Origin of the sequence: Streptacidiphilus carbonis, assembly GCF_000787775.1 — a bacterium.
In the GTDB taxonomy this organism is placed as follows: Bacteria; Actinomycetota; Actinomycetes; order Streptomycetales; family Streptomycetaceae; genus Streptacidiphilus; species Streptacidiphilus carbonis.
Map to the genome: position 1 here is coordinate 33,965 of NZ_BBPM01000047.1, position 26,547 is coordinate 60,511.

Below are 26,547 nucleotides of genomic sequence, written 5' to 3' on the forward strand. Positions count from 1 at the left end.
ACCAATTCAAGTTCAGTAGCCTGCCCACGTGGCTGAGACCTGGGACGTAGAGCATCTGATCGCGGACGGCTTCGAGCGTGTGTACGTCGAGTTGGAGTGGTACGACGGACCTCGCGCTGGCCTTGCTGAAATCGACGGGACGCCTCACTACTTCCAGAACGACGACTACGACCACGCCCACGAGGCCGACGAGTACCGTGTCTGGCCCGCCAGCGAGGCGGCGGTGGAGTTGGAGCGCGAGCAGTGGGCTATCTTCGCCAGGTGGAACGAGCACTACGAGGCCGGAACGGTCGGGTCGGAGAGCCATCCGGGCCACGGCGGGATCGACGCCCGCTACGACGAACTGGCCCTGCTGCTGGCCTCGCACCGCCAGGCACCGAACGACGCGCGGCGGCTTGTTGGCGAGCTGCGGTTCGACGCCGGAGCTCGGTACCGGGTCGCGGGGCTCGACTACTGGTTCCGGTGGCGTCCGAGCAGGTGAGGCCGCCGTTGATCATTAGGCGTTGTGTCGACAACCAATGATCACGCGGCGGCCTCGGACGCCAACGTAGTGCCTGCCCACTGGCAGGAGGCATTCGAAGGTCTGATGAGTCGGATAGCTGGCCGGTTCTCCCGGGTTGAACCCCGCCGCCGGGTAAGACGGTTGATCTCCGGGCTGCTGTCGGACCTGCCGCGGAAGAACTGCTGGACCCTGGCCGAGCATGCGGGCGACGCCACCCCGGACGGCATGCAGCACCTACTGCACCGCGCGAAGTGGGACGCCGACGCGATCCGTGACGACGTACGGGCATACGTGGTCGAGCACCTGCACGACACAGAGGCGGTGCTCGTGGTCGACGAGACGAAGGGCAACGCGACCGTCGGCGTGCAGCGCCAGTACACCGGCACCGCCGGCCGCATCGAGAACGCTCAGGTCGCCGTCTACCTCGTATACTCCGCCGCGCGCGGACACGCCGCCATCGACCGCGCCCTGTACGTCCCGCGCTCGTGGACCGATGACCGGAACGCTGCCGGGGCGCCGGTATCCCCGACGATCTTGCCTTCGCCACCAAGACCCAGCTCGCCGCCCGGATGGTCGCCCGAGCCCTGGACGCCGGAACACCCGCCCGCTGGGTCGCGGGAGACGAGGTCTACGGCGAGAACCCGCACCTTCGGGCCGCCCTCGAACGTCGCGGGACCGGTTACGTCCTGGCCGTGTCCAGCACCCACCCCGTCGTCACACACGCCGGGAAGTTCCAGGCGAAGATCCTGGCGGCGCGGATCCCCAGGCGGGCCTGGCAGCAGCTCTCGGCCGGGGCGGGCGCGAAGGGCGAGCGGTACTACGACTGGGCCGAGGTCGACATCCACGGCCCGACTGGCCGCCTCGGCCGCTGGTGCCTGCTGGTCCGACGCAATCGTCGCACCGCGAACTCGCCTTCTACCGCTGCTTCTCACTGAACCCGGTTTCGCTGACCGAACTGGTGCAGGTGGCTGGACCGCGTTGGACAGTGGAGGAGACATTCCAGGCGAGCAAGGGCCTGACCGGCCTGGACGAGCACCAGGTCCGCCGCTGGAACTCGTGGCACCGGTGGGTCACCCTCGCCATGCTCGCCCACGCCTTCCTCGCCGTGACCGCAGCCGCCGAACGCCGTGACCGCCCTGCCACCGACGGCCTGATTCCGTTGACCGGCAACGCGATCCAGCACTTGTTCGCGGCACTGATCAACCCAGCGCACGACCTCGCGCACCGACTGCACTGGTCGCAGTGGCGACGCCGACACCGAGCCCGCGCCCGTGACTGCCACTACCGACGGCAAGCGACTTCCCAGCCATGAAGATCACGATCTACGGCTGGAGTAGGAGGACGTGATTCAGAGTGCTGCCGGTGCCTCAATGTCCGCAAGGCGTCAAGAAATCATGGGATGTCTTCCCAGCTTTGGCAGCCCGACTTGATCGGATTTATGAAACTTTCACGCGCGGAATCTGCCGATTCCGCCCGCCTCCTACACCTTGACCACGCCTCGCTTCACCAAGACATCCCATGCCTTCTTGACGGGCCACGAAGGAGGGGAGCAGCATCGGCGCGAATTGTTAGCGCTAACCACGATCACCCAAAGGGGAGGAGGCGACGACATGACAGCAACCGCATGGAGCCGCCGGCGACTCGGCAGTCTCGGGGCGGGAATCACCATCATGCTCGGTACGTTCATCGGCACCGCAGCCTCGACGGGCACGGCGCATGCCGCGTCGCAGGGGCCGTGTGACATCTACGCTGCCGGCGGCACGCCGTGCGTGGCCGCGCACTCGACGACACGCGCAATGTACGCGGCATACAACGGTCCGCTGTATCAGGTACGGCGCTCCTCGGACAACGCGACCATGAACGTCGGCCTGCTCTCTGCCGGCGGGGTCGCCAACGCTCCCGCGCAGGATTCCTTCTGCGCCGGCACGTCCTGTGTGATCACCGTGATCTACGACCAGTCCGGGCGGTCCAACAACCTGACCCCGGCGCCAGCAGGCGGCTATGTGCACACCCCTGACAATCCCGCCGACGCCGGGGCCGCACCGATCACCATCGGCGGCCACGAGGCGTACGGCGTGTTCACCGCCCCCGGTATCGGGTACCGCGACGACACCACCAACGGAATCGCCACCGGGGACAGCCCCGAGGGCGAGTACGACGTGGTGGACGGCACGCATTACAACGGCGGGTGCTGTTTCGACTACGGCAACGCCGAGACCAGTAACAACGACGACGGTAACGGAACCATGGAGGCGATCTACTTCGGCAACGCCAGGTACTGGGACACCGGTGCCGGCAATGGCCCGTGGATCATGGCCGATCTGGAAAACGGCCTGTTCTCCGGATCCAACGTGAACAGTCCCAACCCCGGCGACCAGACGGTCAATTACCGGTTCACCACCGCAATCGTCAAGGGCACCGCGAACCAGTGGGCGATCCGCGGCGGCAACGCCCAGTCGGGAAGCCTGTCGACCTTCTACAGCGGAGCGCGTCCTGCCGGTTACAACCCCATGCACAAGGAAGGCGCGATCCTGCTGGGCATCGGCGGCGACAACAGCAACGGCGCCGCCGGAACCTTCTACGAAGGTGCGATGACCTCGGGCTACCCCTCCGACGCCACCGAGAGCGCAGTGCAGGCCAACATCAACGCCGCCGGATACGTCGCCGGCAGCGGCAGTGGCAACAGCACCGGCTCCTTGCACGCGGATGGTGCGGGCAAGTGCCTGGACGACCCGAACGGCGCCGCGACCGGCGGAACGCAGCAACAGATCTGGGGCTGCAACGGGCAGACCAACCAGACCTGGACACACACCTCAACGAACCAGTTGACCCTGTCCGCGGGCGGCTCCACCTTCTGCCTGGACGCCAACGGCAACGGCACCAGTCCAGGCACCAAAGCGATCATCTGGACCTGCAACGGCCAGAGCAACCAGCAGTGGCAGTTCAACTCGAACGGCACCATCACCGGAGTGCAGTCAGGGCTCTGCCTTGACGTGACGGGCGCGTCCACCGCGGACGGCGCCCTGGTCGAACTGTGGACCTGCAACGGCGGCAGCAACCAACAGTGGAACCTCGGATAGCTGTTGAAGCTCACTCCTCCCCTCGGAGCGGCCCAGCCCCGATGCCGTTGCGTCAGGGCCGGGCCGGTCCGGCATGGTGGGGAGGGCGTTGCGCGGCTTGGCCCTTCTGATGGCGCTCAGCGCGTACTTCGCCGATGGTGCGTCCGACCCGGAGAGCCAGCTGCCCGAAGCTGCTCGCGCGACTCGGCGCCGACGGTGACGAGCGGATCCGGGGCGGCGAAGCAGATGGCGCGAGGACGGAGCCGGAGCAGTGGTGAGGTGGCGGAGTTCCGCATATCCGTCCTCCGCCAACACCGCCCCCTCCCCCACAACCCGGCAGGCCAGTAGCGTCCAAGGCCTGCGTTCACGTGGGTTTCTGACGCAGAGCGCCTCACCCCGTCGCTGAGGTGAGGCGCAGCACGCCCGGGTCAGCCAGTCAGCCGCAAGATGTGATTCGCCAACTCGACGATCACACCGCCGATGCACCCTGCACCTGACCGTGCGGGGGCCCCGGCTGCGGGACAGAATGCGTCGAAGTTCTCGGCCTGCGGCCCCTTCTGGCCCTCGGTTGCGACCTCGGGAGAAAAGAGATCGAGGGCGTCGGCCCGGTGCCAATGATCGATCAGTGCAGGTGATGGCACATCAGTCGCCCGGTGCGACTGCGGCTTCAGTACCCGCAGCACTCCGTGCGTAGGGGCGTGATGATCTCTTCGACGAGCCAGTGTGCGACCTGTGGGGGGTAGGGGCTTCGCAGGCTCAGCACGATGTGCGTCAGGCCAGCGGCGATGAGATCCCGGATGGCCATGCGGTCACCGGCTGGGTCGTCGTAGGAGACGATGTACTGCACGGAGCGGGTGATCGTCTGCGGGTCCCGGCCGATGGCCGCACAGTGTGCGTCCAGGACGCGGCTGCGTTGGGTGATGTAGTCGAGGGTGTTGTGCGGCGGGCCGGGGATGTTCCAGATGTCCGCGTGTTCGGCGACCAGGCGTAGGGTTCTGCTGCCCCAGCCACCGATCAGCAGGGGCGGGCCTGGTTGCTGGACGGGCTTGGGTTCGTTGCGGTTGCCCTTGAGGGTGTAGTAGTGGCCGTGGAAGTCGAAGACTTCCTCCGTCCACATGTGCTTGAGGATGGCGATGGTCTCGGCCAGGCGGGCGATGCCTTCGGCCGGCGGCACCAGGGGCAGGCCGTAGGCCTCGTACTCGGCGACGGCGGGGTTCTCGCCGGTGATGCCACCGGCGCCGGTTGGTTGGTGGGTGCCGCCCACGCCGAGGCCCATGACCAGGCGGCCACTGGAGATCACGTCCACCGTCGTGGCGATCTTGCCGAGGACTGCGGGTTGGCGGATCCGATTGCTGGTCACGAGCAGCCCCAGGCGCAGCCGCTGGGTCCGTGCGGCCAAGGCGCTCAGGAGCGTCCACCCTTCCAGGATCTGCCCATCCTTGGGGCCTGCGATCGGCATCAGGTGGTCCCACAGCCACGCGTCCGCGATCTCCGGCAGGGCGTCGGCCTCCTGCCACACTCGGAGGATTTCCTCGTAGGAGGCGCGCATCGGGGTGGTCTTGATGCCGAACGTCACCCGGTGCTGAATCTGGTCGGTCATGGTGCACACGCACCCTTCGGCTCGACATGTCGCCGCTGAGACGGCAATACTGTCACCATAGAGGATCGTCAGTGAAGCTGACTATCAGTTCCGCGATACGATGCGGGCATGACGGACGATGCAGCCTCCGATGCCCTCGCCTCCCGACTCGGCTATCTGGTCAAGCACGTGCAGCTCCGGCTGGCCGAGGCGTCCGCGCTGGCGCTGGCGCCGTTCGGCGTCGACGGACGCGAGCTGGCGGTCCTGGTCGTCCTCGCGGCGGAATACCCGCTGTCCCAACTGGAGGCTGCAGGCAGGCTCAGTGTCGACCGCACGACGATGGTGGCGCTCGTCGATGCCCTGGAGGAGAAGGGGCTCGTCGAGCGCCACCGCAGTCCCCAGGACCGGCGCAAGAACACCGTGCAACTGACCCCAACGGGTCAGGACACCCTCCGCAAGGCCGAGCACGCCCGCGAGGAGATGGAACGCCAGTTCCTCGCCCCGCTCTCCTCCTCGGACGCAAACCAATTGGTCCGCGCCCTGCAGACCCTCGTCACCGCCCCGCAGACCCTCGGCTGACGACCGGGAATGAGAAGCCCTGTCCCCGGGCTGGGCATGGACCAGCGCCCCCTCCAGATTCGGTGAGTTGTGAAGCCACCTCGGCGGGCTCTGCCGCCTCGGTAGCGGCGGTGGCCTTCGCCAGCGTTCTGCGCGGCGCCGCTTGTCGGGCAGAGCCGCATCCGGCCGGGCGGGCTGTTCGAGCACGGACATAGCCGTCTTCAATTCGGCGAACACCACTCGCACATAGTCGACGAGAGTCAGCGGATCCGATGAGGACGTCGACCGGTCGAACGCGCTGTAGAACATACGCGCTCCCAGGTCGGCCGCGAGATCGGCGACGAGTTCCGGGGTGCCGTGAGTGCGAAGCGCGTGCTCCATCGTCTCGGCGAGCGCCGCCCGCTTGGACGCGGAGCGCTCCTGTAGCTCCGCGCTGTGCGCGACCTGGTCGACCCACGTCCGAGGGATCGGTGAGCCACAGCAGCGCCCGGCGGTCGCGCGGCCCACCAGCGCCGCACCTCGCACCGGACGCGTTGTCCAGCCAGCCCTCGGGATCCCGCCGCAGTTCGTCGGCCGCCGGCGCGAGAGCGCGGAAACAACGCACGGCCGCCTCCGGGCCGTAGGCCAGGTCCAGCAGCAGACGTCCCGCTCCGGGCTCGGCCCTTCCCTGGTGCACTTGTCCACCCCCACGGTGCCGTTTGCGAGGGGGCAGCGGCCCGCGTCCGCGTCGGTCGCGGGCCTGACCGCACGTCGATCACGCACCGTTACGAGTGACGATTGCTTTCCCGCGGGGTCTTGTCGCGACCGATCCCCCTCCCCTAGCATCCACGGCATTGGTGAATCGATTCGACGAAGCGATTCGACGAATCGATCCGATGTGCAAGGCCAAGGGAGCAGCATGACCACCATCAAGGACGTCGCACTCCGGGCCGGCGTCGCGCCGAGTACCGTCTCGTATGTCCTGAGCGGCTCCCGGAAGATCTCGGAGGAGACCCGGCAGGCGGTCCAGACCGCGATCGACGAGCTCGGCTACCACCCGCGGGCCAGCGCCCGCTCCCTGCGCAGCACCCGCACCAACGTCATCGCCCTCGCGCTGCCCCGGGTCCCCGGCGGCTACCACCGCTCGGTGGACGGTCGGTTCGCCATCGAGATCTGCGACGCGGCGCGCCGCCACGACTACGACGTCCTGCTGATGACCGATCAACACGGCGTCCCCGGGCTGCGCAGGATCGCAGGCAGCGGCCTGGCCGACGCGGCCATTCTGATGGCCGTGGAGCTGGAGGATCCGCGTGTCGAGGCGATGCGCGAAATCGGGTTTCCCACGGCCTTGTTGGGCAGTCCGTCAGGCGAGGTCGGACTGCCGTGGACCGACCTCGACTGGGAGGCAGCCGCGGCGCTCGCGGTCCACGAGGCGGCCGTGGCCGGCCACCGCAGGATCGCCTACCTCGCGACCACCGAGCACGAGATCCTGGCCCGCCGCGGCTACGCGGTGCTGGGTGTGGCGGGCGCGCGCCGCGCCGGCGACGAAACGGGCGCCCAGGTCACAATCCACGACTCCACCAGCGACATGGTCCGTCTCGATGGACGCCTCCGCTCGCTGCTCACCGCGCCGGACGCTCCCACCGCGCTGGTCGTCCAGCACGTGTCCGCGCTGCCGCACATCCTGGCGGCGTGCACCGCCGCGGGCCGCCGCATCCCGGAGGACCTGTGGGTCTTCGCGGTCGGCAATCTCCCGGACGACATGGGCGGTCGTGAACTGCCCCGTATCGAGCTGCCCATCTCGGAGTTGGCCGACGAGGTGACTCGCCTCGCCGTCCAGGCCATCGCGGATCACGCGACGCAGCACACCGCCAGGGAGCCGGCTGGCCACCGCCGCCTCTCCCCCGTACTACTGCCGCCCCGCGCCGTCTCCTGACCGTCCCACCCCACCCATCCCTTCCTGTATTCGTCCATCCCGCCTTCGTCCTCGATCTGCTCCAGAGCCGCAACCGATCGGAGAGCTCGACCATGCATGTCCCTCGCGGGGGCATACGCCTTCCCGCGCTCGCCCTGGCCATCGCCGCGCTGGGTTTGAGCGGCTGCGCCGGCAGTCCGGATCCCAACACCCTGATCGTGCTCAACTCCGCCACCGAGCCGCACGAGGCGGCGGACCAGCAGAAGCTGTTCGACGCCTGCGCCGCCCCTCTCGGCGTGAAGGTCGTCCAGACCAGCGTGCCCGCCGACCAGGTGCCCTCCAAGGCGCTGCGGATGGCATCGTCCCACTCGCTTCCCGACATCCTCGACCTCGACGGCTCCGATCTGCCGACGTTCGCTGGCATCGGCGGGCTGCTGCCGCTGCAGCCCCTGGGCGTGTCCTTCGCCGGACAGTCGGCCGGCGCTGTGTCCATGGGCAGCTACAACGGCACGCAGTACGGGATCGCCCGCGCCGTCGACTCGCTGGGCCTGATGTACAACACCGACCTGCTGAAGCAGGCCGGCATCAAGCCGCCCACCACCTGGGACGAACTCAAGCGGGACGCCAAGCTGCTGACCCACGGCCACACCTACGGCATGGCGTTCAGCGCCTCGCCCAACGCGGACGGCGTCTTCCAGTTCCTGCCCTTCTTCTGGTCGGGAGGCGGCAACGAGGCGCACCTGGGCGACGGCAGGGGCGCCCCCGCCCTTCAGCTGTGGAAGGACCTGGTCACCGACGGTTCGGCCTCCTCCGCCGTGGTGACCTGGAACCAGCAGGACATCAACGACCAGTTCGTGGCGGGAAACGCCGCGATGATGATCAACGGCCCGTGGCAGGTCCCGGTACTCGGGTCGATCAAGAGCCTGCACTGGGCCGTCGCACCGATCCCCGTCCCGGCGGCAGGGGACCCGGTGGTGCCACCGCTCGGCGGCACCGTGATGACCATTCCGCGCACCGGCAACCCGACGAAGCAGCGGGCCGCCGCACAACTGCTCAACTGCCTCAACACCGCGAAGAACCAGCTGGCCTGGGGCGAGTCGGAGTACTACATCCCCACCCGCACCGACGCCGCCCGTACCTACGAGCAGGACAACCCGGAACTCGCCGGCTTCGTCTCGGAGATTCCCACCGCCAAGACCCGCGTCGCCCGCGTCGGGACCGGCTGGTCCACGGTGGAGACCGCTCTCGCCTCCGCCTTCCAGAACGTGCTCACGGGCAGGTCCACGCCGCAACAGGCGCTGAAGCAGGCCCAGTCGCAAGCGAAGTCGGGGAATTGAGGAGCCGGTGATGAGCAGCACACAGAATGTCGCCGTGTCCGCACCCGTCAGCGACGGGACGCGCTCGCGGCCCAGCAGGGCCCAGGGCAGGCGCAGCGCGTTGCGCTGGTGCTTCATCGCCCCGGCCGTCGGCTACATGCTGGCGTTCTTCGGATATCCGCTGGTCCGCAACGTCGTCATGAGTTTCCAGCACTACACGCCGAGTACCTTCTTCGACGGCCGGGCACCCTTCAACGGTCTCGCCAACTGGAGGGCGGTCTTCTCCAACCCGCTGTTCACCGACTCGCTGTGGCACACCCTGGTGTTCACGCTCGGCTCGCTGCTCGGCCAGTTCACCCTCGGCCTCGCGCTCGCGGTGTTCTTCTCGCGGCGCTTCCGTCTCTCCGGGGTCGTCCGGGCCGTACTGCTGCTGCCGTGGCTGGTACCGATGGTGGTCTCGGCCGTGGTGTGGCGCAAGCTGCTCGATCCGGCCACCGGGGTGCTCAACACACTCCTCATGGACGTGCATCTGATCGGCTCGCCGCTGCCCTGGCTGAGCAGCCCGAACGCGGCGCTGGCCTCCGCGGTCCTGGTGAACATCTGGATCGGCATCCCGTTCAACATGGTCATCCTCTACGGGGGCCTGCAGGAGATCCCGACCGATCTGCACGAGGCCGCGGCGCTCGACGGCGCCGGCGTCTGGCGCACCTTCCGCAGCGTCACCTTCCCGCTGCTGCGCCCCGTGGTCACCGTCGTCCTCGTGCTGGGCTTCATGTCGACACTCAAGATCCTCGACCTGATCCTGGCGCTGACCAACGGCGGTCCCGCCGACTCCACCCAGACACTGGGCACTGTGTCCTACCAACTCTCCTTCCTGCAACTGGACTTCGGGCAAGGCGCAGTGGTCGGCAACGTCCTCATCCTGATCAGCGCGGTCTTCGCCGTGCTCTACCTGCGGGCCAACCGCGCCGACTTCGGACCGGAAAGGTGACCGCCGTGTCCCGTACCCGCCGTAACCGCCCTGCCGACAACCGCCCGCGCTGGAACGGCAACACGATTGCCGCGCTGGCCATCCTGATCGTCCTGCTCTTCCCGCTGTACTGGATGGTCAACATCGCGCTGCAGTCCGACCGGAGCCTGGCCGGCACCACATGGCTGCCCACCGCGCCGACCTGGGCGCACTTCAGCACGGCGCTGAGCACCGAGGGCGGCTCGCTGCTGACCTCGCTCACCGTCGCCCTGGGAGCCGTCGTGGTGTGCCTCGCGCTGGCCGCACCGGCCGCCTACGGGCTGGCCCAGTTCAAACTGCGCGGCACCCGAGTGGTCGTCTTCGGCACGCTCATCACCCAGATGGTGCCGGGAATCGTCATCGCCAACGCCCTCTACGGCGCCTACGTCGATCTGCACCTGGTCAACTCCTACCTGGGGCTGATCTTCGCGGACGCCTCCCTCGGCCTGCCGTTCTCGATCGTGCTGCTGCGCGCCTTCATGGTCTCCATCCCCGCCGAGGTGGTGGAGGCGTCGCTGGTGGACGGTGCCAACCGCTTCGTCGCCTTCGTCCGCATCGTGCTGCCCATGAGCCGCAACGCGCTGATCACCGCCGGCCTGTTCACCTTCCTCTTCTCCTGGTCGGACTTCATGTTCGCGCTGACGCTCAACACCACCGACAACGTCAAACCCATCACCGTCGGCATCTACGAGTTCGTCGGCGCGCACGTGAGCGACTGGGGGGCCGTCATGGCCACCGCGGTGATGGCGGCCGTGCCCGCCGCCGTCCTCCTGGTGATGGCGCAGAAGTACGTGGCCGCCGGGATCACCGGCGGATCGATCAAGTAGACCCAGCAGCAAACAGACTGGCCTCACCGATCCAGACAGGAACCCTGAATGAAGTTCACCGACGGCTACTGGCACATGCGCCAGGGCACCGACGCCCACTTCGCGAAGTCGGTCAAGGACACCGTCGCCGAAGCCGACAGGATCACGCTGTACGCGCCGGTCCGGGACGTCGAACGCCGGGGCGACACGCTCAACAGCCCCCTACTGACCGTCGAGTGCTGGTCACCGGCCGAGGGCGTCATCGGCGTCCGCTACACGCACCTCGCCGGCGCGGTGGCCCGCGAGCCGCGGTTCGAGATGCGTCCCGGCAACGGGTCCGCCGGCAAGGTCTCCCGCGACGGCTCCGTGGTCGAACTCTCCTCCGCCGGGCTCACCCTGCGCGTGGACACCGACGCCCCCTGGCGGCTCGACTTCAGCGCGGGCGGCCGTCCCCTCACCACTTTCGGCGCCCGCGGCACGGGCTTCGCCACCGACAAGGCCGGGCGCCACTTCATGATCGGCCAACACGCCCTGGGCGTAGGCGAGTTGGTCTACGGTCTCGGCGAACGGTTCACCCCGTACGTCAAGAACGGTCAGAGCGTGGACATGTGGCAGGCAGACGGCGGCACCAGCAGCGAGCAGGCGTACAAGAACATCCCGTTCCACCTCACCAACCGCGGCTACGGCGTCTTCGTCAACCACCCAGGAAGGATCAGCTACGAGGTCGGTTCCGAGGCCGTCGGCCAGATGCAGTTCAGCGTCGAGGACCAGTCGTTGGAGTTCTACCTCGTCCACGGCCCCTCGCCCAAGGAGATCCTGACCCGCTACACGGCCCTGACCGGACGGCCGGCGCTGCCCCCCGCCTGGTCCTTCGGCCTGTGGCTGACCACCTCGTTCACCACGTCCTACGACGAGGAGACCGTCCGCAGCTTCGTCGACGGCATGGCCGAGCGCGACATCCCGCTGAGCGTCTTCCACTTCGACTGCTTCTGGATGCGCGAGTACCAGTGGTGCGACTTCACCTGGGACGAGCGGGTGTTCCCCGATCCGGAAGGCATGCTGGCACGGCTGAAGGAGCAGGGGCTGCGCATCTGCGTCTGGATCAACCCGTACATAGCCCAGAAGTCCGCACTCTTCGCGGAGGGCATGCGCGAGGGCTATCTCGTCAGGAAGGCCGACGGCGACGTCTGGCAGTGGGACCGCTGGCAGGCGGGCATGGGCCTGGTCGACTTCACCAACCCGGCGGCGTGCCGCTGGTACGCGGAGAAGCTGCGCGAGCTGCTCGGCCAGGGCGTCGACTGCTTCAAGACCGACTTCGGCGAGCGCATACCGACGGATGTGGTGTGGCACGACGGCTCCGACCCAGAGCGCATGCACAACTACTACACGCAGCTCTACAACCAGACGGTCTTCGACCTGCTGAAGCAGGAGCGCGGCGAGGGCGAGGCGGTCCTCTTCGCCCGTTCCGCGACCGCCGGCGGCCAGCAGTTCCCGGTGCACTGGGGCGGCGACTGCGAGTCGTCCTTCGGCGCGATGGCCGAATCACTGCGCGGCGGGCTGTCGTTGGGGCTTTCCGGCTTCGGCTTCTGGAGCCATGACATCGGCGGCTTCGAGGGGACGCCCACGCCCGCGGTCTTCAAACGCTGGGCACAGTTCGGACTGCTCTCCTCACACAGCCGGCTGCACGGCAGCAGGTCCTACCGGGTGCCATGGGCCTACGACGACGAGGGGAGCACCGAGGCGGTGGACGTCGTCCGCACTTTCACCCGCCTCAAGCACCGCCTGATGCCCTACCTGTTCCGGGCCGCCCTGCAGGCACGCGATCTGGGCACACCGGTCCTGCGCGCGATGCTCCTCGAATTCCCCGACGACCCGGCCTGCCACCAGCTGGACCGGCAGTACATGCTCGGGGGCGACCTGCTCGTCGCACCGGTGTTCACCGAGGAGGGCGACGTCGAGTACTACGTGCCGGACGGCACATGGACGCATCTGCTCTCCGGTGAACGCATCACCGGCCCGGCCTGGCGGCGCGAACGGCACGGCTTCGACAGCCTCCCGCTGCTGGCCAGGCCCGGCTCAGTGATCGCCTTCGGCGCCGGCGCGGACCACCCCGAGTACGACTGGGCGGACGGCGTGACGCTGCATGTGCACGCCCCCGCCGACGGCTGCGAAACGCTGACGACGGTGCCGGCACCTGACGGCATGACAGGCCCGACGTTCCGCGTCCACCGCGAGGGCGACACGGTCACCGTCGACGCCGTCCGCCCGCCGGCAGAGGCCAAGCCTTGGCAGGTCCTGCTCGTCGGCGCCTCGGCCACCGAAGGCGCATCGGGCGCGGCCTCGGTCCACCGCACGGCCCAGGGCGTACTGCTCAGCTGCGAGGCGCAGACCGCCACGGTCTCGGCCCGCTGGTCATAGGATCCGGGCGTCGCCGAGCCGGTGGGCGAGATCAGCGCTGCTATCTCAGCCCGCCGGTCCGGCGGGGCGCCGCCACCTATGCCAGAAGACCCCTGCTCGTCGGCCAGGCGCAGGATGTGCAGGGTCTTGGCGATCCGCCCGTAGTGGGCGATCACGTCGCCGAGCGGTCCCGGGCGTCCGTCGCGGGAGAGCATCCGGATGACGTCGTACGCGCGGAGGGCGCCGGTGTGGATGGAGCCGATGATCCGCAGGATGCTCTCCCAGCGCTGCTCAATCCGGGCGAGGTCGACCCGGCCGCAGGCCGCGCCCTGGAAGGCTCCGTAGTCGGCTGCACAGTCGATCCGCCGCATCTTCTGGCCCGGCAGGTTCGCCAACTGCGGGGCGTACGCGAACGCGGCCAGGGTGAGCAGGCCGAAGACGATGTCGGAGTCGCTCGCGGTGCCGGTGACGATCATCTCCGGGCGGGGTCGCCGTCGCGGTCGTAGAGGCGTCGAGGACGTACGGGCAGTCGCGCGGGCTGCCCGCCACGACCGCTTCGGCGATCTGCGGTTCGGGGTCGCCGGGCTGCAGGCAGGCGCGTGCTGCCAGGACCGCGGCTGTGGCGGCGGCCTGGCGGTCCGCGGTGTCGCGGTGGTGTGCCCGCAGGGAGGGGGTGGAGCAAATGAGGCCGGCGAACCGCGTCAGGGTGTCCTTGGCCCGGGGGAGGTCGGGCTGACGTCGCCAAGCCCAAGCCGGGCTGGAGCGGCGTCGTGCTGTGCACGGTCCTGGAGGCACGCGAACCCACCCTGCTGCGCTACTCCTGGCGAGACGAGGGCGGCGGCCAGACCACCGAGGTCGCCTACCGCCTCGAACCCCACGCCACAGGCACCCGCTTCACCTACGCCCACACCGGCTTCACCGGCGTCGGCGGCTACTTCATGGCCAAGATCCTCAGCACCGTAGATGCTCACCCAGGGCCTGCCCGCCGTCCTTGACGACCTGGACGAAAACGGCAGCCTGCGCCCCAAAGCGATGTAGCGCACAAGGACATGCTGAGCCGTCTTGGCCCCGAACCGCTGTGCCGTTAGGGCACGTCGGGCGGTCCTTGAGAGCCGCCAGGACGGCGGTGGCTCAGTTCGGCGGGCTGTCCCAGCGGTAGAGGTCGGGCATGTTGTGCCTGCCGCCGGAGTTCTGGTTCTCGATCTCCGCGTTGGCGGTGTAGGACGTGCCGTCCTTGAAGGCCACCACGCAACGCAGATGGGCGGTGTCGCCGCGCACGGTGTCGTGTACGTGGGGGGTGCAGGACACCGACGCGACCGGGCGGTGGTCCACGTGCGTGATGTGCGCCGTCATCGCGCTCTGCAGCTCGGCGTAGGCCTCCGTGTTCGCCCCGCAGCCGGCCGCGCCGACAGCGACGGCCGTCAGAGCGAGGAGCCCCGCCGCTCGCCGGACCGGTCCGGTGGCTCCCCTGGTCGGTCCCGATGCACACCTCCCATGAGGTCGGGCCATTCTCATCACAGGGCTCCTGATCGGCCGGCTGAAGAATCCCGAGCGTAGCGGGGACGTACACCGACCTTCACCATTCCCGACACGCGGCCACCAGCGCCATCGCCTCCTCTGGTGAGCCAGTCCCCCATCGGTGCACATCCGGGCCGCAGACCGTGTGGAACGCTCCGCCTGACAGCAGCCGCTGCCGACAGCGTCGACCTCGTATCCGGCGAAGCCTTCGCGGTCTCGGGTAGCGCGCGGGCCGGGACGGTAAGTACGCCGGCGGCGGTGAGCCAGCCTCCGAGTTGGCGAGAGCTCCCCATGGCGGGCCCGCAGCGGGTGCGACCGTCCCATGACAGGCGGACGCTGGAGTCATGACGGATGTTCCCGACCGCCTCGCCGGCCACCAGGCACACGTCGTGGTGCACCCCGTAGTCGACGCCCTGCGGCCGTTCCGTCGGGTCGAGGTCATGGGCGTCCAGGTCGGCAAGGCGTACGGCGTGCTCGACGTGATCGAGTTCGCCCGGCGCGCCGGACTGGACGACATCGTCCTCGACGACACCGAGTCGGTGCTCGGCGCCTGCAATGCGCCGCTGGCGCACCGCGCGCTTGCGGTCGACCGCCGCATCGGGCTCCTGCTGCCGTGCAACGTCGTCGTTCGCACCGCCGAGGGCCGCACCGTGATGGAGGCGATAGACCCGCAGATCATGGTCCAGGTCACCGAACGGCCCGCACTCGCCGCCGTGGCCGGCGAGGCCACCACCCGCGCACAAGGCCCCGGGCCGCTGTGGGAGACAGGTTGCCGTTCCTCGGGCACAAGGTGGGTGACTGCGATCGCGTGGGCCGCGTGCTGGAGGTGCTCGGTTCGGACGGGGGGCCGTCCTACCTGGTGGAGTTCGAGGACGGCCACCAGGGCGAGGTGTTCCCTGGTTCGGACTGCGAGCTCGAACCGCACGCCGGGCACGAGCCGGAGCGCAGCGCACCGTAGCTGTTTCCCCATTGCCTCACAGGTCGGCCGGCGGCTGCTTCAGGTGCTGGGCGAACCAGTCGGTGGCCAGCTCCGCGACGGTTTCGAGGGCACCGGGTTCCTCGAACAGGTGGGTGGCGCCGGGGACGACGGCGAGCTTGCTCTCGCAAGGGAGTTGCGCCTGGGCCTGGCGGTTGAGGTGGAGCACGAGGTCGTCGCCACCTCCGACAATTAGCAGCGTCGGCGCGGTGACCTGGGGGAGCCTTGTCTCGGCGAGGTCGGGGCGGCCACCCCGGGATACGACGGCGCTGACAGGAGAGCCGGGTTCCGCTGACGCCCACAGGGCCGCGGCGGCGCCCGTGCTGGCACCGAAGTAGCCGATGGGGAGGCCCTGGACCTCGGCGCGGGTTTCGAGCCAGCGGGTGGCATCGGCCAGTCGTCCCGCGAGCAGCGGGGTGTCGAAGACGTTCGCGCGGTCGAGCTCTTCGTCCTCGGTGAGCAGGTCGAACAGCAACGTGGCGAGGCGGGCCTGGTTGAGTGCGGCGGCGACGCAGCGGTTGCGGGGGCTGTGGCGGCTGCTGCCGCTGCCGTGCGCGAACAGTACGACGCCGGTCGCGTGCTCGGGCACCGCCAGATGGCCACCGAGTGCCGTAGCGCCTGCCTGCACGGCCACTTCTGGATCGGTGCCGGCGACCGTTCCGGTCGCTGGTGTCGGCCGACCTGGCGCGTCTTGGCCAGTCGGCTGGTTCGCGCGCCGCAGGCAGGCGCTGACCTCCGCGTCGGAGGTCTGGGCGAAGTGGTCGTAGAACTGGCCGACGCCGAAGAACTGGGCGGGGGTGTCGAGGCAGACGAGTTCGTCCGCCACGTCGTGGAAGCGGCTTTCCCAGCCGCGCGGTGCGATCGGGACGGCCAAGACGATCCGGGCGGCGCCCTGGCGGCGGGCGATTAGGCAGGCTGCGCGGGCGGTCGAGCCGGTGGCGATGCCGTCATCGACGATCACCACGGTCCGGCCGGCCAGCGGCACGGGTGGCCGGTCGCCGCGGTAGCGGCGCACCCGGCACTCCAGCTCGGCGCGCTCACGGGCCTCGACCTCGGCCAGCTCCTCGTCGGTGGTGCGCGTCTCATGAAGCACCGCCTGGTTGCACGCGGACGCCCTGCTCGCCGATCGCGCCCATGCCCAGCTCGGGCTGGAACGGCACCCCCAGCTTGCGCACGACCAGGATGTCGAGTGGCGCTCCGAGGGCCTCCGCGACTTCGACGGCGACCGGCACGCCCCCACGGGGCAGGCCGACGACCACAACCTCCTGTGCGTCGGCTCTCAGCAGCAGTCGCCCGGCCAGGCGTCGTCCGGCTACCGTACGGTCAGTGAAGTACACGGCCCACCTCCTTGGAGGAGCACGTGGCTACGCCGTCTCCCGGTCCACGCTACGCGCGGAGCCGTGGCCGGGCCTGCCGGGCCGGCCACGGGGCCTGGGCCTGGCCATGAGCGGCGGGACAAGCGGGTGGCTGCGGCTGACGCTGCTGGGCGGGCGCGCGATGAACTCGCCGCGCTTCGGCCTGCTGGTTCGGCACAGCCGCACCCGTGCGGCCTGGACGGCAGGACCGGGGCTGGGTCGCGCGTGCGGCGCACCGCCCTCCCGGGCGGTGCGCCGCACGCATGTTCTCCACCACGCTCACCGCTGCTGGGCCAGGCGGACACTGACCCACTCGCTGTCGCGTCAGCCGAAGCTGACGGTGACCGACCGGTGCACGCTCTGCCGGGGCAGGGTGACGGACAGGGTGTGGGTCGTGCTGTCGAAGTGGTAGTCGTCGGGGGACAGTCGGGAGCCGTCGGCGCTGACGCTACTGGCCAGCGCCGTGACACCGGTGAGCAGGATGGTCCACTGCCGGGACTGCACCTGGCCGGGGAACGATCCGCAGGTCGGACTGATCGTCACCGTGCGCCTGGTTCCGGTCTCCTGGTACCGGATCGCGGTCGTGGCGCCGTGGCCGGGCTTGGTGGTGGTCCCGTTGTCCTCGTAGAGGGTGTAGGAGCCGGAGGCGCCCGCGGCGACGGTGAGGGTGACCTTCGTCAGCGGGGACTGGTCGTTGCTGGTGACGTCGTCGGTGCGGGTGGGGATGATCGCACCGGCCTTGACGAACACCGGCATGGTGTCCAGGCCGGTGGTGACGGACTGGGTGGTGCCGCCGGTGTAGGTCTGTCCGGTGAAGTAGTCGGTCCACTGGCCGGGTGGGAACCACACCGAGGTGGTGGATGTGGTGCCGGGCGTGGTGACCGGGGCGACCAGCATGTCCGGGCCGTAGAAGAACTCGCTGCCGGCGGTGGCGTACGCCTGGGGCTCGTCCGGGTACTCCAGGTAGGTCGGGCGGGTCACCGGGACGCCGGTGGCATTGGCTTGCTCGGCGAGCGAGTAGGTGTACGGCACCAGGTTCTCGCGCAGGTTGAGGAACTTGTCGGCCGAGGCGCGGGCGGCGGCTCCGTACTGCCAGGGCAGCCGGTCGCTGTGGTTGCTGTGCAGGCGGTCGATCGGCTGGAAGGTGCCCAGCTGGACCCAGCGCGCGTACAGGTCGTCGGGGAGTCTGTGGGTGGTGAGGGTCTGCCCGCCGGAGGTATAGGTCTCCGAACCGGTCAGCCCGGTGGTGTCGTTGTGGCCGCCGATGTCGTGGCTGATCGCCGACATGCCGGTGGCGGCTGCCTCGCCGGGGGTGTAGCCGACCTCCGCCCTGAGGGTGCCCCAGGTAGAGGAGGTGTCGCCGGTGAAGTGGACGGTGGTGCGCTTGTCGGCCCAGGGCCCGGTCGGCAGGGCTGCGTTGCCGCCGGACTGCAGGGAGCCGTAGGCACGGGAGAGCACGAAGCCGCGGCCGATGGACTTGTCGGCGTCGGTGGCGTACTGCTGGTTGATCCAGGCGTCGGGGGTGACGCCGGGCACCGAGGACTGCGAGGAGTCGCAGCACCAGTCGAGCCACCAGAAGTCGTTGCCCTGCTGGTCCATGGTCTGATGCAGGTTCAGGTACGCCTTCAGCTGGTCGGGGTCACCGAAGTCGAAGGTGTAGCAGTCTCCGGCGCCGCTGCTGGCGGCAGATGCGCAACCGCCCTTCTGCAGCTTGCCCTTGGCGGTCGCCTGGGCCTGGGCGAACTGCGGGTCGGAACTGAGGATGCTCGGGTGGATGTTGAGCGTGTTGTGCAGGCCCTGGGAGGCGGACCAGTCGAAGAACGCCTTGGGGTCCGCGAACTTGGCGGTGTCGATCTCCCAACCGCTCCAGGTGTTGGGGGACTTGAAGTCGGTGTCGGTCACCAGAACGTCCAGCGGCACGCCTTCGGAGCGGAAGGCGGGCAGGATCGTGTTCTCGTAGTCGGCGGCGGTGCGGTCGATGTACTCCGAGTACCACACCCCGTAGGCCCACTCAGGGAGCAGCTCGGCCGGACCGGTCAGTGTCGCCAGGTCGGACAGGCCCTGCTGGTAGTCGTGCCCGTAGCCGAAGACATAGCCGTCCTGGTACGGGGTGCCGCCGTGTGATGGGCGCTGGGTGACCTGTCCGGTGCCGGTGTCGTACAGGGCGGAAGTGGTGTCGTCGAGCAGGTACCAGCCGTCCTGGTACAGCAGTCCCGGCGTGGTCGCCGGGGCGCCGTTGTCGCCGTTGACGCCGTCGAGGCTGCGGCGGTAGCCGCCGAGCGCCAGGTGCGGCTGCGGGGCGGAGGCTCCGGCCGCGGTGACGGCCACCGTGTCGAGGTTGACATGGCAGCTCGTGGCGGCTGGGCAGCCGATGGTGAGGTCGTCGGCGCCGGCCTTGAGCGTGATCGGCACCGAGGCGGTCTGCCAGCTGTCCCAGCCTCCGGTGACCGGCAGCGGCAGGGCCTGTGACGTACCGCCGGCGGACACGGTGGCGCTGCGGGTCTGGTAGAGACCGTCGCCGCCGGTGCCGTTGGCGTAGCGCACCTGCAGTGCGTAGCTGCCGTCGGCCGGTACGCCGACCAGATGGGCCGCCACGCTGGACCCCTGGTTCAGCTCCGCGACGAACCCGCTGCCGGAGTAGCCGGTGTGGTCGGTGGCGACGACGGCCGAGCCGGCGAGGCGGGCGGCCTCCGCCTCGCAGCTCACCGCGAACCGGCAGTCGGTGATCGCGGTCGTGGACGCCGGCGGGTAGGCGGCGCCGGGGTTCACCAGGGCCACGCTGTCGATGTTCACATTGCCGGAGTCGGTGGCGGTTCTGGCCAGCGTGACCGTGTGGTGTCCGGCGCCGAGCTGCACCGAGGTGGTCGCCAGGCTCCAGGAGTCCCAGTTGGCGGTGGTCGGCAGGCTCAGTGTCCGGCTCGCGCCGCCGTCCACCGACAGGGTCAGCGTCCGCGTGGTGGACTGGCCGTCCCCGCCGACGGAATTGGCGTAGCGGGTGTCGAACTGGTAGGTCCCGGACGCGGTGACGTCGACGTCGGCCGACAGCGAGTTGCCGGTCCCCTGGAAGCCGGCCAGGAAGCCGGAGCCGGTGTAGCCGGTGTGGTCCGTGGCGGTGCTGAGTCCGCTGTACGACAGGCGCTCGGCCTCGCACAGGGTGCCCAGGGTGCAGGTCAGCTGCTGCCACGGGGTGGCGGTGACCGGCGCCCCGCCGGCCGACAGCTGCACGGAGAGGTTCTGGGCGTTGAACGCGCCCGACCCCATCTGGTACCGCAGGGTGAGCGCGCTGGTGCTGACGGTCAGCCAGCCGTTGGAGGTGCTGGTGGTGTAGGTGGTCGGCGTGAACGCGGTGCGGCCGATCGCGTTGAAGGTCGCGCTGTCGGTGAACCTGCCGTCCTGCGCGTACTCCGTGCGGATCAGCGTGGGTGACAGCACCTCGAAGCGCGCCCCGCCGGAGGTCACCGTGGCGAGCCGATGGACTGCGGCCACCCCGGCCCGCTCCCCCGCTGACGCCGGTCCGGCACCGACCGTCGCCATGGCCGCCATGCTGACGGCCAGTGCGACGACGGTGGGCCGCCGCCGGAGTAAGCGCATCACGCGCTGCGCTGAGCTTCTTCTCATGGGAGGGCCGCACCCCATTCCATCGTTGGAATCTCTGTACGTGGCATGACATCACACCCCCCGGGCGGTGTCCATGAGTCCGGCGCCAGCTGCGGGGTTCCGATCGTCAGCGCCAGCGGGACGGTCGCCCTGCCATCGCCAGGGCTTCCAACGTTATTACTGGCGCCTCGGGACCTCGGCGCCGGGGGGATACCGGCGCACCATGGTGTCGAAGTAACAGGCGGGTCTGACCGCAGACGCGGATCCGGATCACGCCTCACTGCCCCGGGCGAGGACCCGACCGATCGCGCCGCCCGGGCGCACCTGCAAATGGCTACCGGTAGTTCGTTAAACCGGGCAGTAGCGGGTTGACGTTTGAGCAGGCCGGTCGTAGAGCGGAGGGAAGGGATACCTCGCCGAGTGGGGGCGTGATGACTGAGCGGCAGGTATGTCCGCCGGGGCCGCTGGAGGCGTGCGCGGCGCGTTTTGATGACCTGTTCCTCAACCTCGCCCAGCGGCGCGGGTTTCGCGAGTAACTGACCGGGTTGCTGGCGCCGCGCGACCGGAACAAGACGCTGACCTGCCTGGCCGGGGTCGAACCGGTGGCCAGCGCGGGTCTGGCGAGCGTGCAGCGGCTGCAGAACTTCCTGTCCGAGTCGGGCTGGAACAGCGACCAGGGTCAACGACCGCCGCCTGGAGCTGCTGCGGGCCGACCCCGCCTGCGCGCCCCATGAGGCCGGGGGTGCTCGTGATCGACGACTCCGGGGACCGCAAGGACGATACGGCCACCGCGCATGTGGGCCGTCAGTCGCTGGGCCGGTTGGGCAAAACCGACACTTCATCCTCTACCTGGTCATCGCCCTGGTCGACCTCAACGTCGTCGAATACACCTCCACCAACCGCCTCCGCGCAATCGACTGGAACGGCAATATGGCCGCCCGCCTGCTCTACTGGCCCACCGTCGCCGTTCTCCTCCTCGCCACCACAGTGGGCGTCTTCCTCCTCCGAGGCGGCGGCATATGACGTGATGTCGTATCGTCACTGGAACGTGTGATTGCCGATCTCCGCAGCCCGAGGGGTCCGGGAATGCATCGCTCTTGCCGCAAGGTTGACCGGGCAGACACCCACCTACAACGAGCGGGGGACCAGCAAGGTGACGCAGGCGAGAGAGCTCTACCTGAGCGTGGCGGACACGGCAGCGAGACTGCTGGCCGCTCCGGAAGTGGCAGATCGCTGGCGCCGGCCATCCTCCCTGGCGAAGCTCAGCGTCCAGGGGCTGGCGGGGCACCTGGCTGGGCAGGTCTTCTTCGTTCCCGCGGTGCTCGCGGACCCAGTGCCGACCGAGCCCGCAGTCTCGATCCACGAGTACTACGCGCGAGTCAGCTGGATCGGCTCGGACCTCAACACCCCGTTCAACCAAGCCATCCGGTCCGGCGGCGAGGAAGAGGCAAGCGAGGGTCCAGCCGCGCTTGCCGAGCGAGTTGCCGCCTGCGTCGAGGAACTGCGCGCCACCCTCCCCGCCAGTCCGGATCGCCCGGTTCGCCGCCCCACCTGGGGCCCGTGGTCGATCAGCCTCGACGACTTCATCACCAGCCGGCTCTTGGAACTCGTGCTCCACTCCGACGACCTAGCGCACAGCGTCGGGCTGCCGACCCCACAGTTCCCGGCCCCCGCCGTCGAAACCGTCGTGGACCTGCTGTCCCGGATCGCCTTGAGGCGGCACGGCGCGACCAATGTCCTGCGCGCACTGAGCCGCAGCGAACGCGCACCTCTTTCCATATCGGCGTTCTAGCACAAGCACCAAAACCCGCCGAAAGCGCACTTACCGCCCCCTAAGAGGACGTTAAGTCCGTTTCTGGTAGCGGCCGCGTCCGGGTTGGTCGAGGAGTCCCTGACGGACGAGTCGTCCCAGGCGGGAGCGGGTGACGTTGATGGAGGGCTCGTCGGTGGGCAGCTCAAGGAGTCGGTGGAGGTCGTGCACCCGGAAGACCTGCCCGGGGTGCTCGTTGAAGGCGGTCACGATGCGCTGGTAGATGGTGGCGGGCTCCTCGGCGGTCGGTTCGCCGTCGGCCGGGGTGAGGCTGTCAATGACCTTCCGGGTGGTGTCGATCTCGGCGAGGCGGTGCGCCTGCCGAGAAGTACATCCGCACAGGTCACCCGTACTAGCCATCGTCCTCGGCGGTCCCAGCACAATGATCAACTGCGGTGCTGAAACTGACCTACGTCGCCGTCACCAAGGCCTTCGCCCTGCTACGCCTGCTACCGATGAGCGACCGCGACAAGGATGCCGAGATCCCTGCCCCGCGCCACCAGCTCACCGTCCTGCAATGCCAACTCGGCCGCGAGCGAACCAAGTTCGCCGCACCGGACCGGGCCCACCTCGCTGCACGAGACTTCGAGACCCACTCTCGTTCAGGGCCCCCACCACCAGATCTTCTGCGTCTCTTCAGTGCCCGGTCGGGTTCGCCGCTCTCAGTGTGTCCATCGCCTGGTCGAGGAGTACGGACAGCGGGATCGTCCCGTCGACGGCCCTCCAGGTGTCGGCGGCGGCGTCGAGGCAGGAGATCGCCGACGCTACGAGGGCCCGGGCGCGGAGGTCGCCCGCGGGGTCCGTGTCACCGCCGAGCCGGCGGGCAATCTCTGGCGCCAGGATGCTCTGCCAACCCTGCTCCTTCTCCCATTGACGCGTCATCAGGGAGCAGGCGTCGCTGAACAGCTGCATCAGGTTCATCGACGGCTCGGACTCGTCGACTCGCGGCTGGGCGACCAGGTCGAAGGCCCGGCGCAACGCTTCCCAGGGCCGCTCGCTCTCGGGGCGGGCGGCGAGCGCGGCGGCGACCTCGTGGCCGAACTCGGCCATCTTGCCAAGGACGAGTTCCTCCTTGGTGCCGAAGTACCGGAAGAACGTCGTGCGCGACAGACCCGCCTCGGCGGCGATCTGCTCGACGGTCGTGTTGTCGAAACCCTGCTCGGCGAAGAGCCGGAACGCGACCTCGCTGACCTCGGCCCGCATCGCGGCTCGGGTCCGCTCACGCAGCGACGCGGACGTGGCGCCACGGGCGGATGCAGTCCTGGATGTCTCAGCCATGCCACGAGTGTACACAGGACCGAAGTGGTACTAAGTTCCATCTTGGTCTATCGTTCCTTATGTTGACTTCGTTCCATCGTAGGGATACCTCCATGAGCAAGATCTGGTTCATCACCGGCTCCTCCCGCGGCCTGGGCCGCAAGTTCGCCCAGGCGGCGCTCTCGCGCGGCGACAAGGTCGCGGCGACGGCCCGTGATGCCGACTCCCTGGCAGACCTGGTCGCCGCCTACGGCGACGCGGTTCTGCCGCTGACCCTGGATGTCACGGACAAGGCCGCCGTGACCGCGGCCGTGCGGCGGGCCCACGAGCACTTCGGGCGGCTGGACGCGGTCGTCAACAACGCCGGCAGCGGTGTGTCCGGGATGGTGGAGGAGCTCTCCGAGCACGACGTCCGCGCCCAGTTCGAGACGGACCTGTTCGGCGCCCTGTGGGTGACCCAGGCGGCACTGCCGTACCTGCGCGCTCAGGGCAGCGGTCACCTCGTCATGGTGTCGAGCATGCTCGCCCACACGACCACCTCCCCCACGATGGGCGCCTACACCGCGTCGAAGGCGGCCGTGGAGGGCTTCGCCGACGCCCTGGCCCAGGAAGTCGCCGCCTTCGGCATCAAGGTCACCGTCGTCGAGCCCGGCCCGTTCAAGACCGACCTCGCCGGCTCCGTCGTGCAGGCCGAACCGCTGGCCGCCTACGACGGCCTCCGGGAGGCGGTCATGGCCAACCTCACCGCCACGCCGCAGCCCGCTCCGCACGGTGTCGGCCCGGCGCTGCTGAAGGTCGTCGACGCCGACAACCCCCCGCTGCGCGTTTTCTTCGGCACTCTCCCCCACCAGATCGTCCCGCAGGTCTACGCCGAGCGACTCAAGACCTGGGAGGAATGGGCCGAGCTGTCCGCCGCGGCCGAGACCGGCCAGGGCTGAAGAAGCCCCGACCGGACCGCTGCCGCGCGCCCGCCTTCCGGGTGGTGAACGTGGACACCACCCGGACCTACCTGAACGAGAGCCACGCGAGGACAACGTGGCCCACTCGGAGCACGCAACCGGCGCCGCCGCGCCGGCAAAGCGTGCACAGGCAACTCAAGCAGACACAACAGACCGCCGGTTCCCGGCGTTCGACATCCGGCAGACCTCCGGCCCGTCGTGGGCCCGGAGCCGACACAGGAGCACGACATGAATGAGAAGTGGACCGAGCGGGACATCCCCGGACAGAAGGGCCGGACAGCGGTCATCACCGGTGCCAACACCGGCCTCGGTTTCGAGACCGCCCGGGCTCTCGCGGAACGAGGAGCGTCCGTCGTCCTGGCCGTGCGGGACATCGGCAGGGGCGAGCAGGCGGCCTCCCGGATCCGGGGCACCGCACGGGGCGCCGACGTCACCGTCCAGGAACTGGACCTGTCCTCCCTGGAGTCGGTCCGCGCCGCCTCGGCCGCGCTGCACGCCGAACTTCCGCGGATCGACCTGCTGATCAACAACGCCGGAATCGTGCAACCGCCGAAGAGGACCACGCGGGACGGCTTCGAGCTGCAGTTGGGCACCAACCACCTGGGTCATTTCGCCCTCACCGGGCTGCTGCTGGACCTGCTGTTGCCCGTGCCGGGCTCCCGGGTGGTGACCATCAGCAGCCTCATGGCCAGCACGATCAACTTCGATGACCTGCAGTCGGAGCGTTCATACGACCGGACAGGGGCATACGGGCAGTCCAAGCTCGCCAACCTGATGTTCTCCTACGAGCTGCAACGCCGCCTCGCGCCGCACGGCACCACCGTCTCCCTCGCCGCCCACCCCGGAGTGGCCCGTACCGATGCGCCCACGCGCAACGTCTCTCCCGTGATGCGTCTGGTCTTCACCCTGGTCGCGCCCGCGATAAGCCAGGCACCGGCCATGGCCGCGCTCCCGACACTGCGGGCCGCCACTGACCCCGCCGCCCTGGGGGGCCAGTACTACGGCCCCGACGGGAGGGGCCAGTACAAGGGCCACCCCCAGGTGGTCACCTCCAACGCGGCCTCCTACGACGCGGCCGACCAGCAGCGCCTGTGGACGATCTCCGAAGACCTCACTGACGTGAAGTTCCCCGACCTGGTCAGCTCACCGCACCGTTCCTGACGCCCCTTCAGGAGACGCGCGTGATCCCTCGCAGCACGTGGGGCGTCGGCCGTTCGTCATCCCAGCCACCGTGTCCCTGCTCCGGCCGCGCTCGCGGCTGCCCCTCCTGCTCGCCGTCGTCATCGTCGTCGAGGTCGGGCGCGTCCGGTCGCGGAGTGGCCGCAGGGCGCCGGACGCCGGGGTGGAGGCCCGGAAGTTGTAGCGGCCCGGGCAGTTGAGGTTTTTTGTGCTTGAGCGGGGACAGCTTGGCCACGTCCTCGTCCTTGATGTCGTGGCCCTCGGCGCGGACCTGGGCGACGGCGTCGTCGATGTAGCGGGCCGTCCAGAGCACTACGGCGTTCAGGACCAGGCCGAGCGCGCCGAACTGGTCCTCCATCCCGTCGCGGTACGCCTGGTGGATGGTGCCCTTCTTGCCGTGGCGGATGTCCCGGGCGAGCTTGTGGCGGGCTTCCTGGACGGTGAGCTGCTTGTGCATCTGCCTGCGGTAGGCGTCGTCCATGGGGTCGACGACTGCCAACACCGCCAGGGCGGCCGGCGGGCCGCCGCAGCTGGTCCGGATGCAGGCCATGGCGCTGCCGGACGAGGTGGTGGACGGCCTGTTCATCAGCGGCTCGCGTCGGTATCCCCACCCCGGATTCTCGTCCACGAGCCGCAGCACCAGTGCCCGGATGTCGGCTCCGGCCAGCCGGGCGACCACATTGCCGCGACCGCGCGCCCGACTCACCCGACCACCGGCTCCACTGGTCTCACTGGTCTCACTGGTCTCACTGCTCTCACAGCTCTCACTGCTCTCA

The 26,547-nt window shown here is 69.2% G+C and carries 18 protein-coding genes and 6 pseudogenes; 16 read left to right on the forward strand and 8 right to left on the reverse strand.

The window, feature by feature from the left end:
- Nucleotides 1-28 precede the first annotated feature (28 nt).
- The 3 genes and pseudogenes from TR46_RS28535 (at nt 29) to TR46_RS28545 (ending at nt 3,582) form a co-directional block, all read left to right on the forward strand.
- Nucleotides 29-481 carry a hypothetical protein gene (locus TR46_RS28535; protein WP_042406735.1) on the forward strand — a complete coding sequence of 151 codons (453 nt, stop codon included), beginning with the start codon at nt 29-31 and terminating at the stop codon, nt 479-481.
- A gap of 105 nt (nt 482-586) precedes the next feature.
- Nucleotides 587-1,814: pseudogene (locus TR46_RS28540) on the forward strand (IS701 family transposase).
- 298 nt (nt 1,815-2,112) lie between these two features.
- Nucleotides 2,113-3,582 (forward strand): arabinofuranosidase catalytic domain-containing protein, encoded by a 1,470-nt coding sequence (locus TR46_RS28545; RefSeq protein WP_084719006.1) that lies wholly within the window; start codon nt 2,113-2,115, stop codon nt 3,580-3,582.
- Nucleotides 3,583-4,228: 646 nt separating this feature from the next.
- Here TR46_RS28545 and TR46_RS28550 read toward each other — a convergent pair.
- Entirely contained in the window at nt 4,229-5,161 is a 933-nt protein-coding gene (locus TR46_RS28550; RefSeq protein WP_042406741.1) for an LLM class flavin-dependent oxidoreductase, read from the reverse strand.
- A gap of 108 nt (nt 5,162-5,269) precedes the next feature.
- Between TR46_RS28550 and TR46_RS28555 the strand changes: the two genes are divergently transcribed.
- The 6 genes from TR46_RS28555 (at nt 5,270) to yicI (ending at nt 13,141) form a co-directional block, all read left to right on the forward strand.
- A complete protein-coding gene (locus TR46_RS28555) occupies nt 5,270-5,719 on the forward strand; it encodes a MarR family winged helix-turn-helix transcriptional regulator (protein WP_042406743.1) in 450 nt (149 codons plus the stop codon).
- Nucleotides 5,720-6,596: 877 nt separating this feature from the next.
- Entirely contained in the window at nt 6,597-7,613 is a 1,017-nt protein-coding gene (locus TR46_RS28560) for a LacI family DNA-binding transcriptional regulator (RefSeq protein WP_042406745.1), read from the forward strand.
- Between the two features lie 92 nt (nt 7,614-7,705).
- Nucleotides 7,706-8,929: an ABC transporter substrate-binding protein gene (locus TR46_RS28565; RefSeq protein WP_042406746.1), complete on the forward strand. Its 1,224-nt coding sequence runs from the start codon at nt 7,706-7,708 to the stop codon at nt 8,927-8,929.
- Nucleotides 8,930-8,939: 10 nt separating this feature from the next.
- The gene (locus TR46_RS28570; protein ID WP_042406749.1) at nt 8,940-9,899 is read left to right on the forward strand and encodes a carbohydrate ABC transporter permease; all 960 of its coding nucleotides are present in this window, start codon (nt 8,940-8,942) and stop codon (nt 9,897-9,899) included.
- Between the two features lie 5 nt (nt 9,900-9,904).
- Nucleotides 9,905-10,744 (forward strand): carbohydrate ABC transporter permease, encoded by an 840-nt coding sequence (locus TR46_RS28575; protein WP_042406794.1) that lies wholly within the window; start codon nt 9,905-9,907, stop codon nt 10,742-10,744.
- Nucleotides 10,745-10,792: 48 nt separating this feature from the next.
- Nucleotides 10,793-13,141, forward strand: coding sequence for an alpha-xylosidase (gene yicI / locus TR46_RS28580; protein WP_042406751.1), 2,349 nt, complete (start codon nt 10,793-10,795; stop codon nt 13,139-13,141).
- A gap of 89 nt (nt 13,142-13,230) precedes the next feature.
- On the opposite strand, the pseudogene TR46_RS40020 reads toward yicI, so the two are convergent.
- A pseudogene (locus tag TR46_RS40020) lies at nt 13,231-13,672 on the reverse strand (Tn3 family transposase); the annotation flags it as partial.
- A gap of 218 nt (nt 13,673-13,890) precedes the next feature.
- Here TR46_RS40020 and TR46_RS28585 point away from each other — a divergent pair.
- A complete protein-coding gene (locus tag TR46_RS28585) occupies nt 13,891-14,115 on the forward strand; it encodes an SRPBCC domain-containing protein (RefSeq protein WP_236655554.1) in 225 nt (74 codons plus the stop codon).
- A 136-nt stretch (nt 14,116-14,251) separates the two neighbouring features.
- On the opposite strand, the gene TR46_RS41475 is transcribed toward TR46_RS28585, so the two are convergent.
- Nucleotides 14,252-14,629, reverse strand: a complete 378-nt coding sequence (locus TR46_RS41475) for a hypothetical protein (protein ID WP_152626731.1) — start codon at nt 14,627-14,629, stop codon at nt 14,252-14,254.
- Between the two features lie 449 nt (nt 14,630-15,078).
- On the opposite strand from TR46_RS41475, the pseudogene TR46_RS45600 reads away from it, so the two are divergent.
- Together TR46_RS45600 and TR46_RS28595 are read left to right on the forward strand one after the other, a co-directional pair.
- Nucleotides 15,079-15,315: pseudogene (locus TR46_RS45600) on the forward strand (DUF302 domain-containing protein); the annotation flags it as partial.
- Between the two features lie 80 nt (nt 15,316-15,395).
- Nucleotides 15,396-15,596, forward strand: coding sequence for a DUF1918 domain-containing protein (locus tag TR46_RS28595; RefSeq protein WP_042406757.1), 201 nt, complete (start codon nt 15,396-15,398; stop codon nt 15,594-15,596).
- Nucleotides 15,597-15,612: 16 nt separating this feature from the next.
- Here TR46_RS28595 and TR46_RS28600 read toward each other — a convergent pair.
- Nucleotides 15,613-16,951 (reverse strand): annotated as a pseudogene (locus TR46_RS28600) (phosphoribosyltransferase family protein).
- Nucleotides 16,952-17,293: 342 nt separating this feature from the next.
- Entirely contained in the window at nt 17,294-20,560 is a 3,267-nt protein-coding gene (locus tag TR46_RS28605) for a TIM-barrel domain-containing protein (protein ID WP_439654395.1), read from the reverse strand.
- A 437-nt stretch (nt 20,561-20,997) separates the two neighbouring features.
- Here TR46_RS28605 and TR46_RS45605 point away from each other — a divergent pair.
- Both TR46_RS45605 and TR46_RS28610 read left to right on the forward strand, forming a co-directional pair.
- A pseudogene (locus tag TR46_RS45605) lies at nt 20,998-21,434 on the forward strand (transposase); the annotation flags it as partial.
- Between the two features lie 240 nt (nt 21,435-21,674).
- The gene (locus TR46_RS28610; RefSeq protein ID WP_236655555.1) at nt 21,675-22,358 is read left to right on the forward strand and encodes a maleylpyruvate isomerase N-terminal domain-containing protein; all 684 of its coding nucleotides are present in this window, start codon (nt 21,675-21,677) and stop codon (nt 22,356-22,358) included.
- A gap of 51 nt (nt 22,359-22,409) precedes the next feature.
- On the opposite strand, the gene TR46_RS28615 is transcribed toward TR46_RS28610, so the two are convergent.
- Entirely contained in the window at nt 22,410-22,736 is a 327-nt protein-coding gene (locus TR46_RS28615; protein ID WP_042406764.1) for a hypothetical protein, read from the reverse strand.
- A 276-nt stretch (nt 22,737-23,012) separates the two neighbouring features.
- A complete protein-coding gene (locus TR46_RS28620) occupies nt 23,013-23,654 on the reverse strand; it encodes a TetR family transcriptional regulator (protein WP_042406800.1) in 642 nt (213 codons plus the stop codon).
- Between the two features lie 92 nt (nt 23,655-23,746).
- Here TR46_RS28620 and TR46_RS28625 point away from each other — a divergent pair, with 92 nt between their 5' ends.
- Both TR46_RS28625 and TR46_RS28630 read left to right on the forward strand, forming a co-directional pair.
- Nucleotides 23,747-24,571 (forward strand): SDR family NAD(P)-dependent oxidoreductase, encoded by an 825-nt coding sequence (locus tag TR46_RS28625; protein WP_042406768.1) that lies wholly within the window; start codon nt 23,747-23,749, stop codon nt 24,569-24,571.
- A 249-nt stretch (nt 24,572-24,820) separates the two neighbouring features.
- Entirely contained in the window at nt 24,821-25,753 is a 933-nt protein-coding gene (locus TR46_RS28630; RefSeq protein WP_042406771.1) for an SDR family NAD(P)-dependent oxidoreductase, read from the forward strand.
- Nucleotides 25,754-25,868: 115 nt separating this feature from the next.
- Here the strand turns inward: TR46_RS28630 and TR46_RS45410 are convergent.
- Nucleotides 25,869-26,273 (reverse strand): annotated as a pseudogene (locus TR46_RS45410) (Tn3 family transposase); the annotation flags it as partial.
- Nucleotides 26,274-26,547 lie beyond the last annotated feature (274 nt).

Bases quoted from the DNA above. Each gene is read 5' to 3' on its own strand.
- TR46_RS28565 (WP_042406746.1), top strand. From the start codon at position 7,706: ATGCATGTCCCTCGCGGGGGCATACGCCTTCCCGCGCTCGCCCTGGCC.
- TR46_RS28550 (WP_042406741.1), bottom strand. From the start codon at position 5,161: ATGACCGACCAGATTCAGCACCGGGTGACGTTCGGCATCAAGACCACC.
- TR46_RS28630 (WP_042406771.1), top strand. From the start codon at position 24,821: ATGAATGAGAAGTGGACCGAGCGGGACATCCCCGGACAGAAGGGCCGG.
- TR46_RS28560 (WP_042406745.1), top strand. From the start codon at position 6,597: ATGACCACCATCAAGGACGTCGCACTCCGGGCCGGCGTCGCGCCGAGT.
- TR46_RS28615 (WP_042406764.1), bottom strand. From the start codon at position 22,736: ATGGCTAGTACGGGTGACCTGTGCGGATGTACTTCTCGGCAGGCGCAC.
- TR46_RS28620 (WP_042406800.1), bottom strand. From the start codon at position 23,654: ATGGCTGAGACATCCAGGACTGCATCCGCCCGTGGCGCCACGTCCGCG.
- TR46_RS41475 (WP_152626731.1), bottom strand. From the start codon at position 14,629: ATGGCCCGACCTCATGGGAGGTGTGCATCGGGACCGACCAGGGGAGCC.
- TR46_RS28570 (WP_042406749.1), top strand. From the start codon at position 8,940: ATGAGCAGCACACAGAATGTCGCCGTGTCCGCACCCGTCAGCGACGGG.
- TR46_RS28605 (WP_439654395.1), bottom strand. From the start codon at position 20,560: ATGCGCTTACTCCGGCGGCGGCCCACCGTCGTCGCACTGGCCGTCAGC.
- TR46_RS28545 (WP_084719006.1), top strand. From the start codon at position 2,113: ATGACAGCAACCGCATGGAGCCGCCGGCGACTCGGCAGTCTCGGGGCG.
- yicI (WP_042406751.1), top strand. From the start codon at position 10,793: ATGAAGTTCACCGACGGCTACTGGCACATGCGCCAGGGCACCGACGCC.
- TR46_RS28555 (WP_042406743.1), top strand. From the start codon at position 5,270: ATGACGGACGATGCAGCCTCCGATGCCCTCGCCTCCCGACTCGGCTAT.
- TR46_RS28625 (WP_042406768.1), top strand. From the start codon at position 23,747: ATGAGCAAGATCTGGTTCATCACCGGCTCCTCCCGCGGCCTGGGCCGC.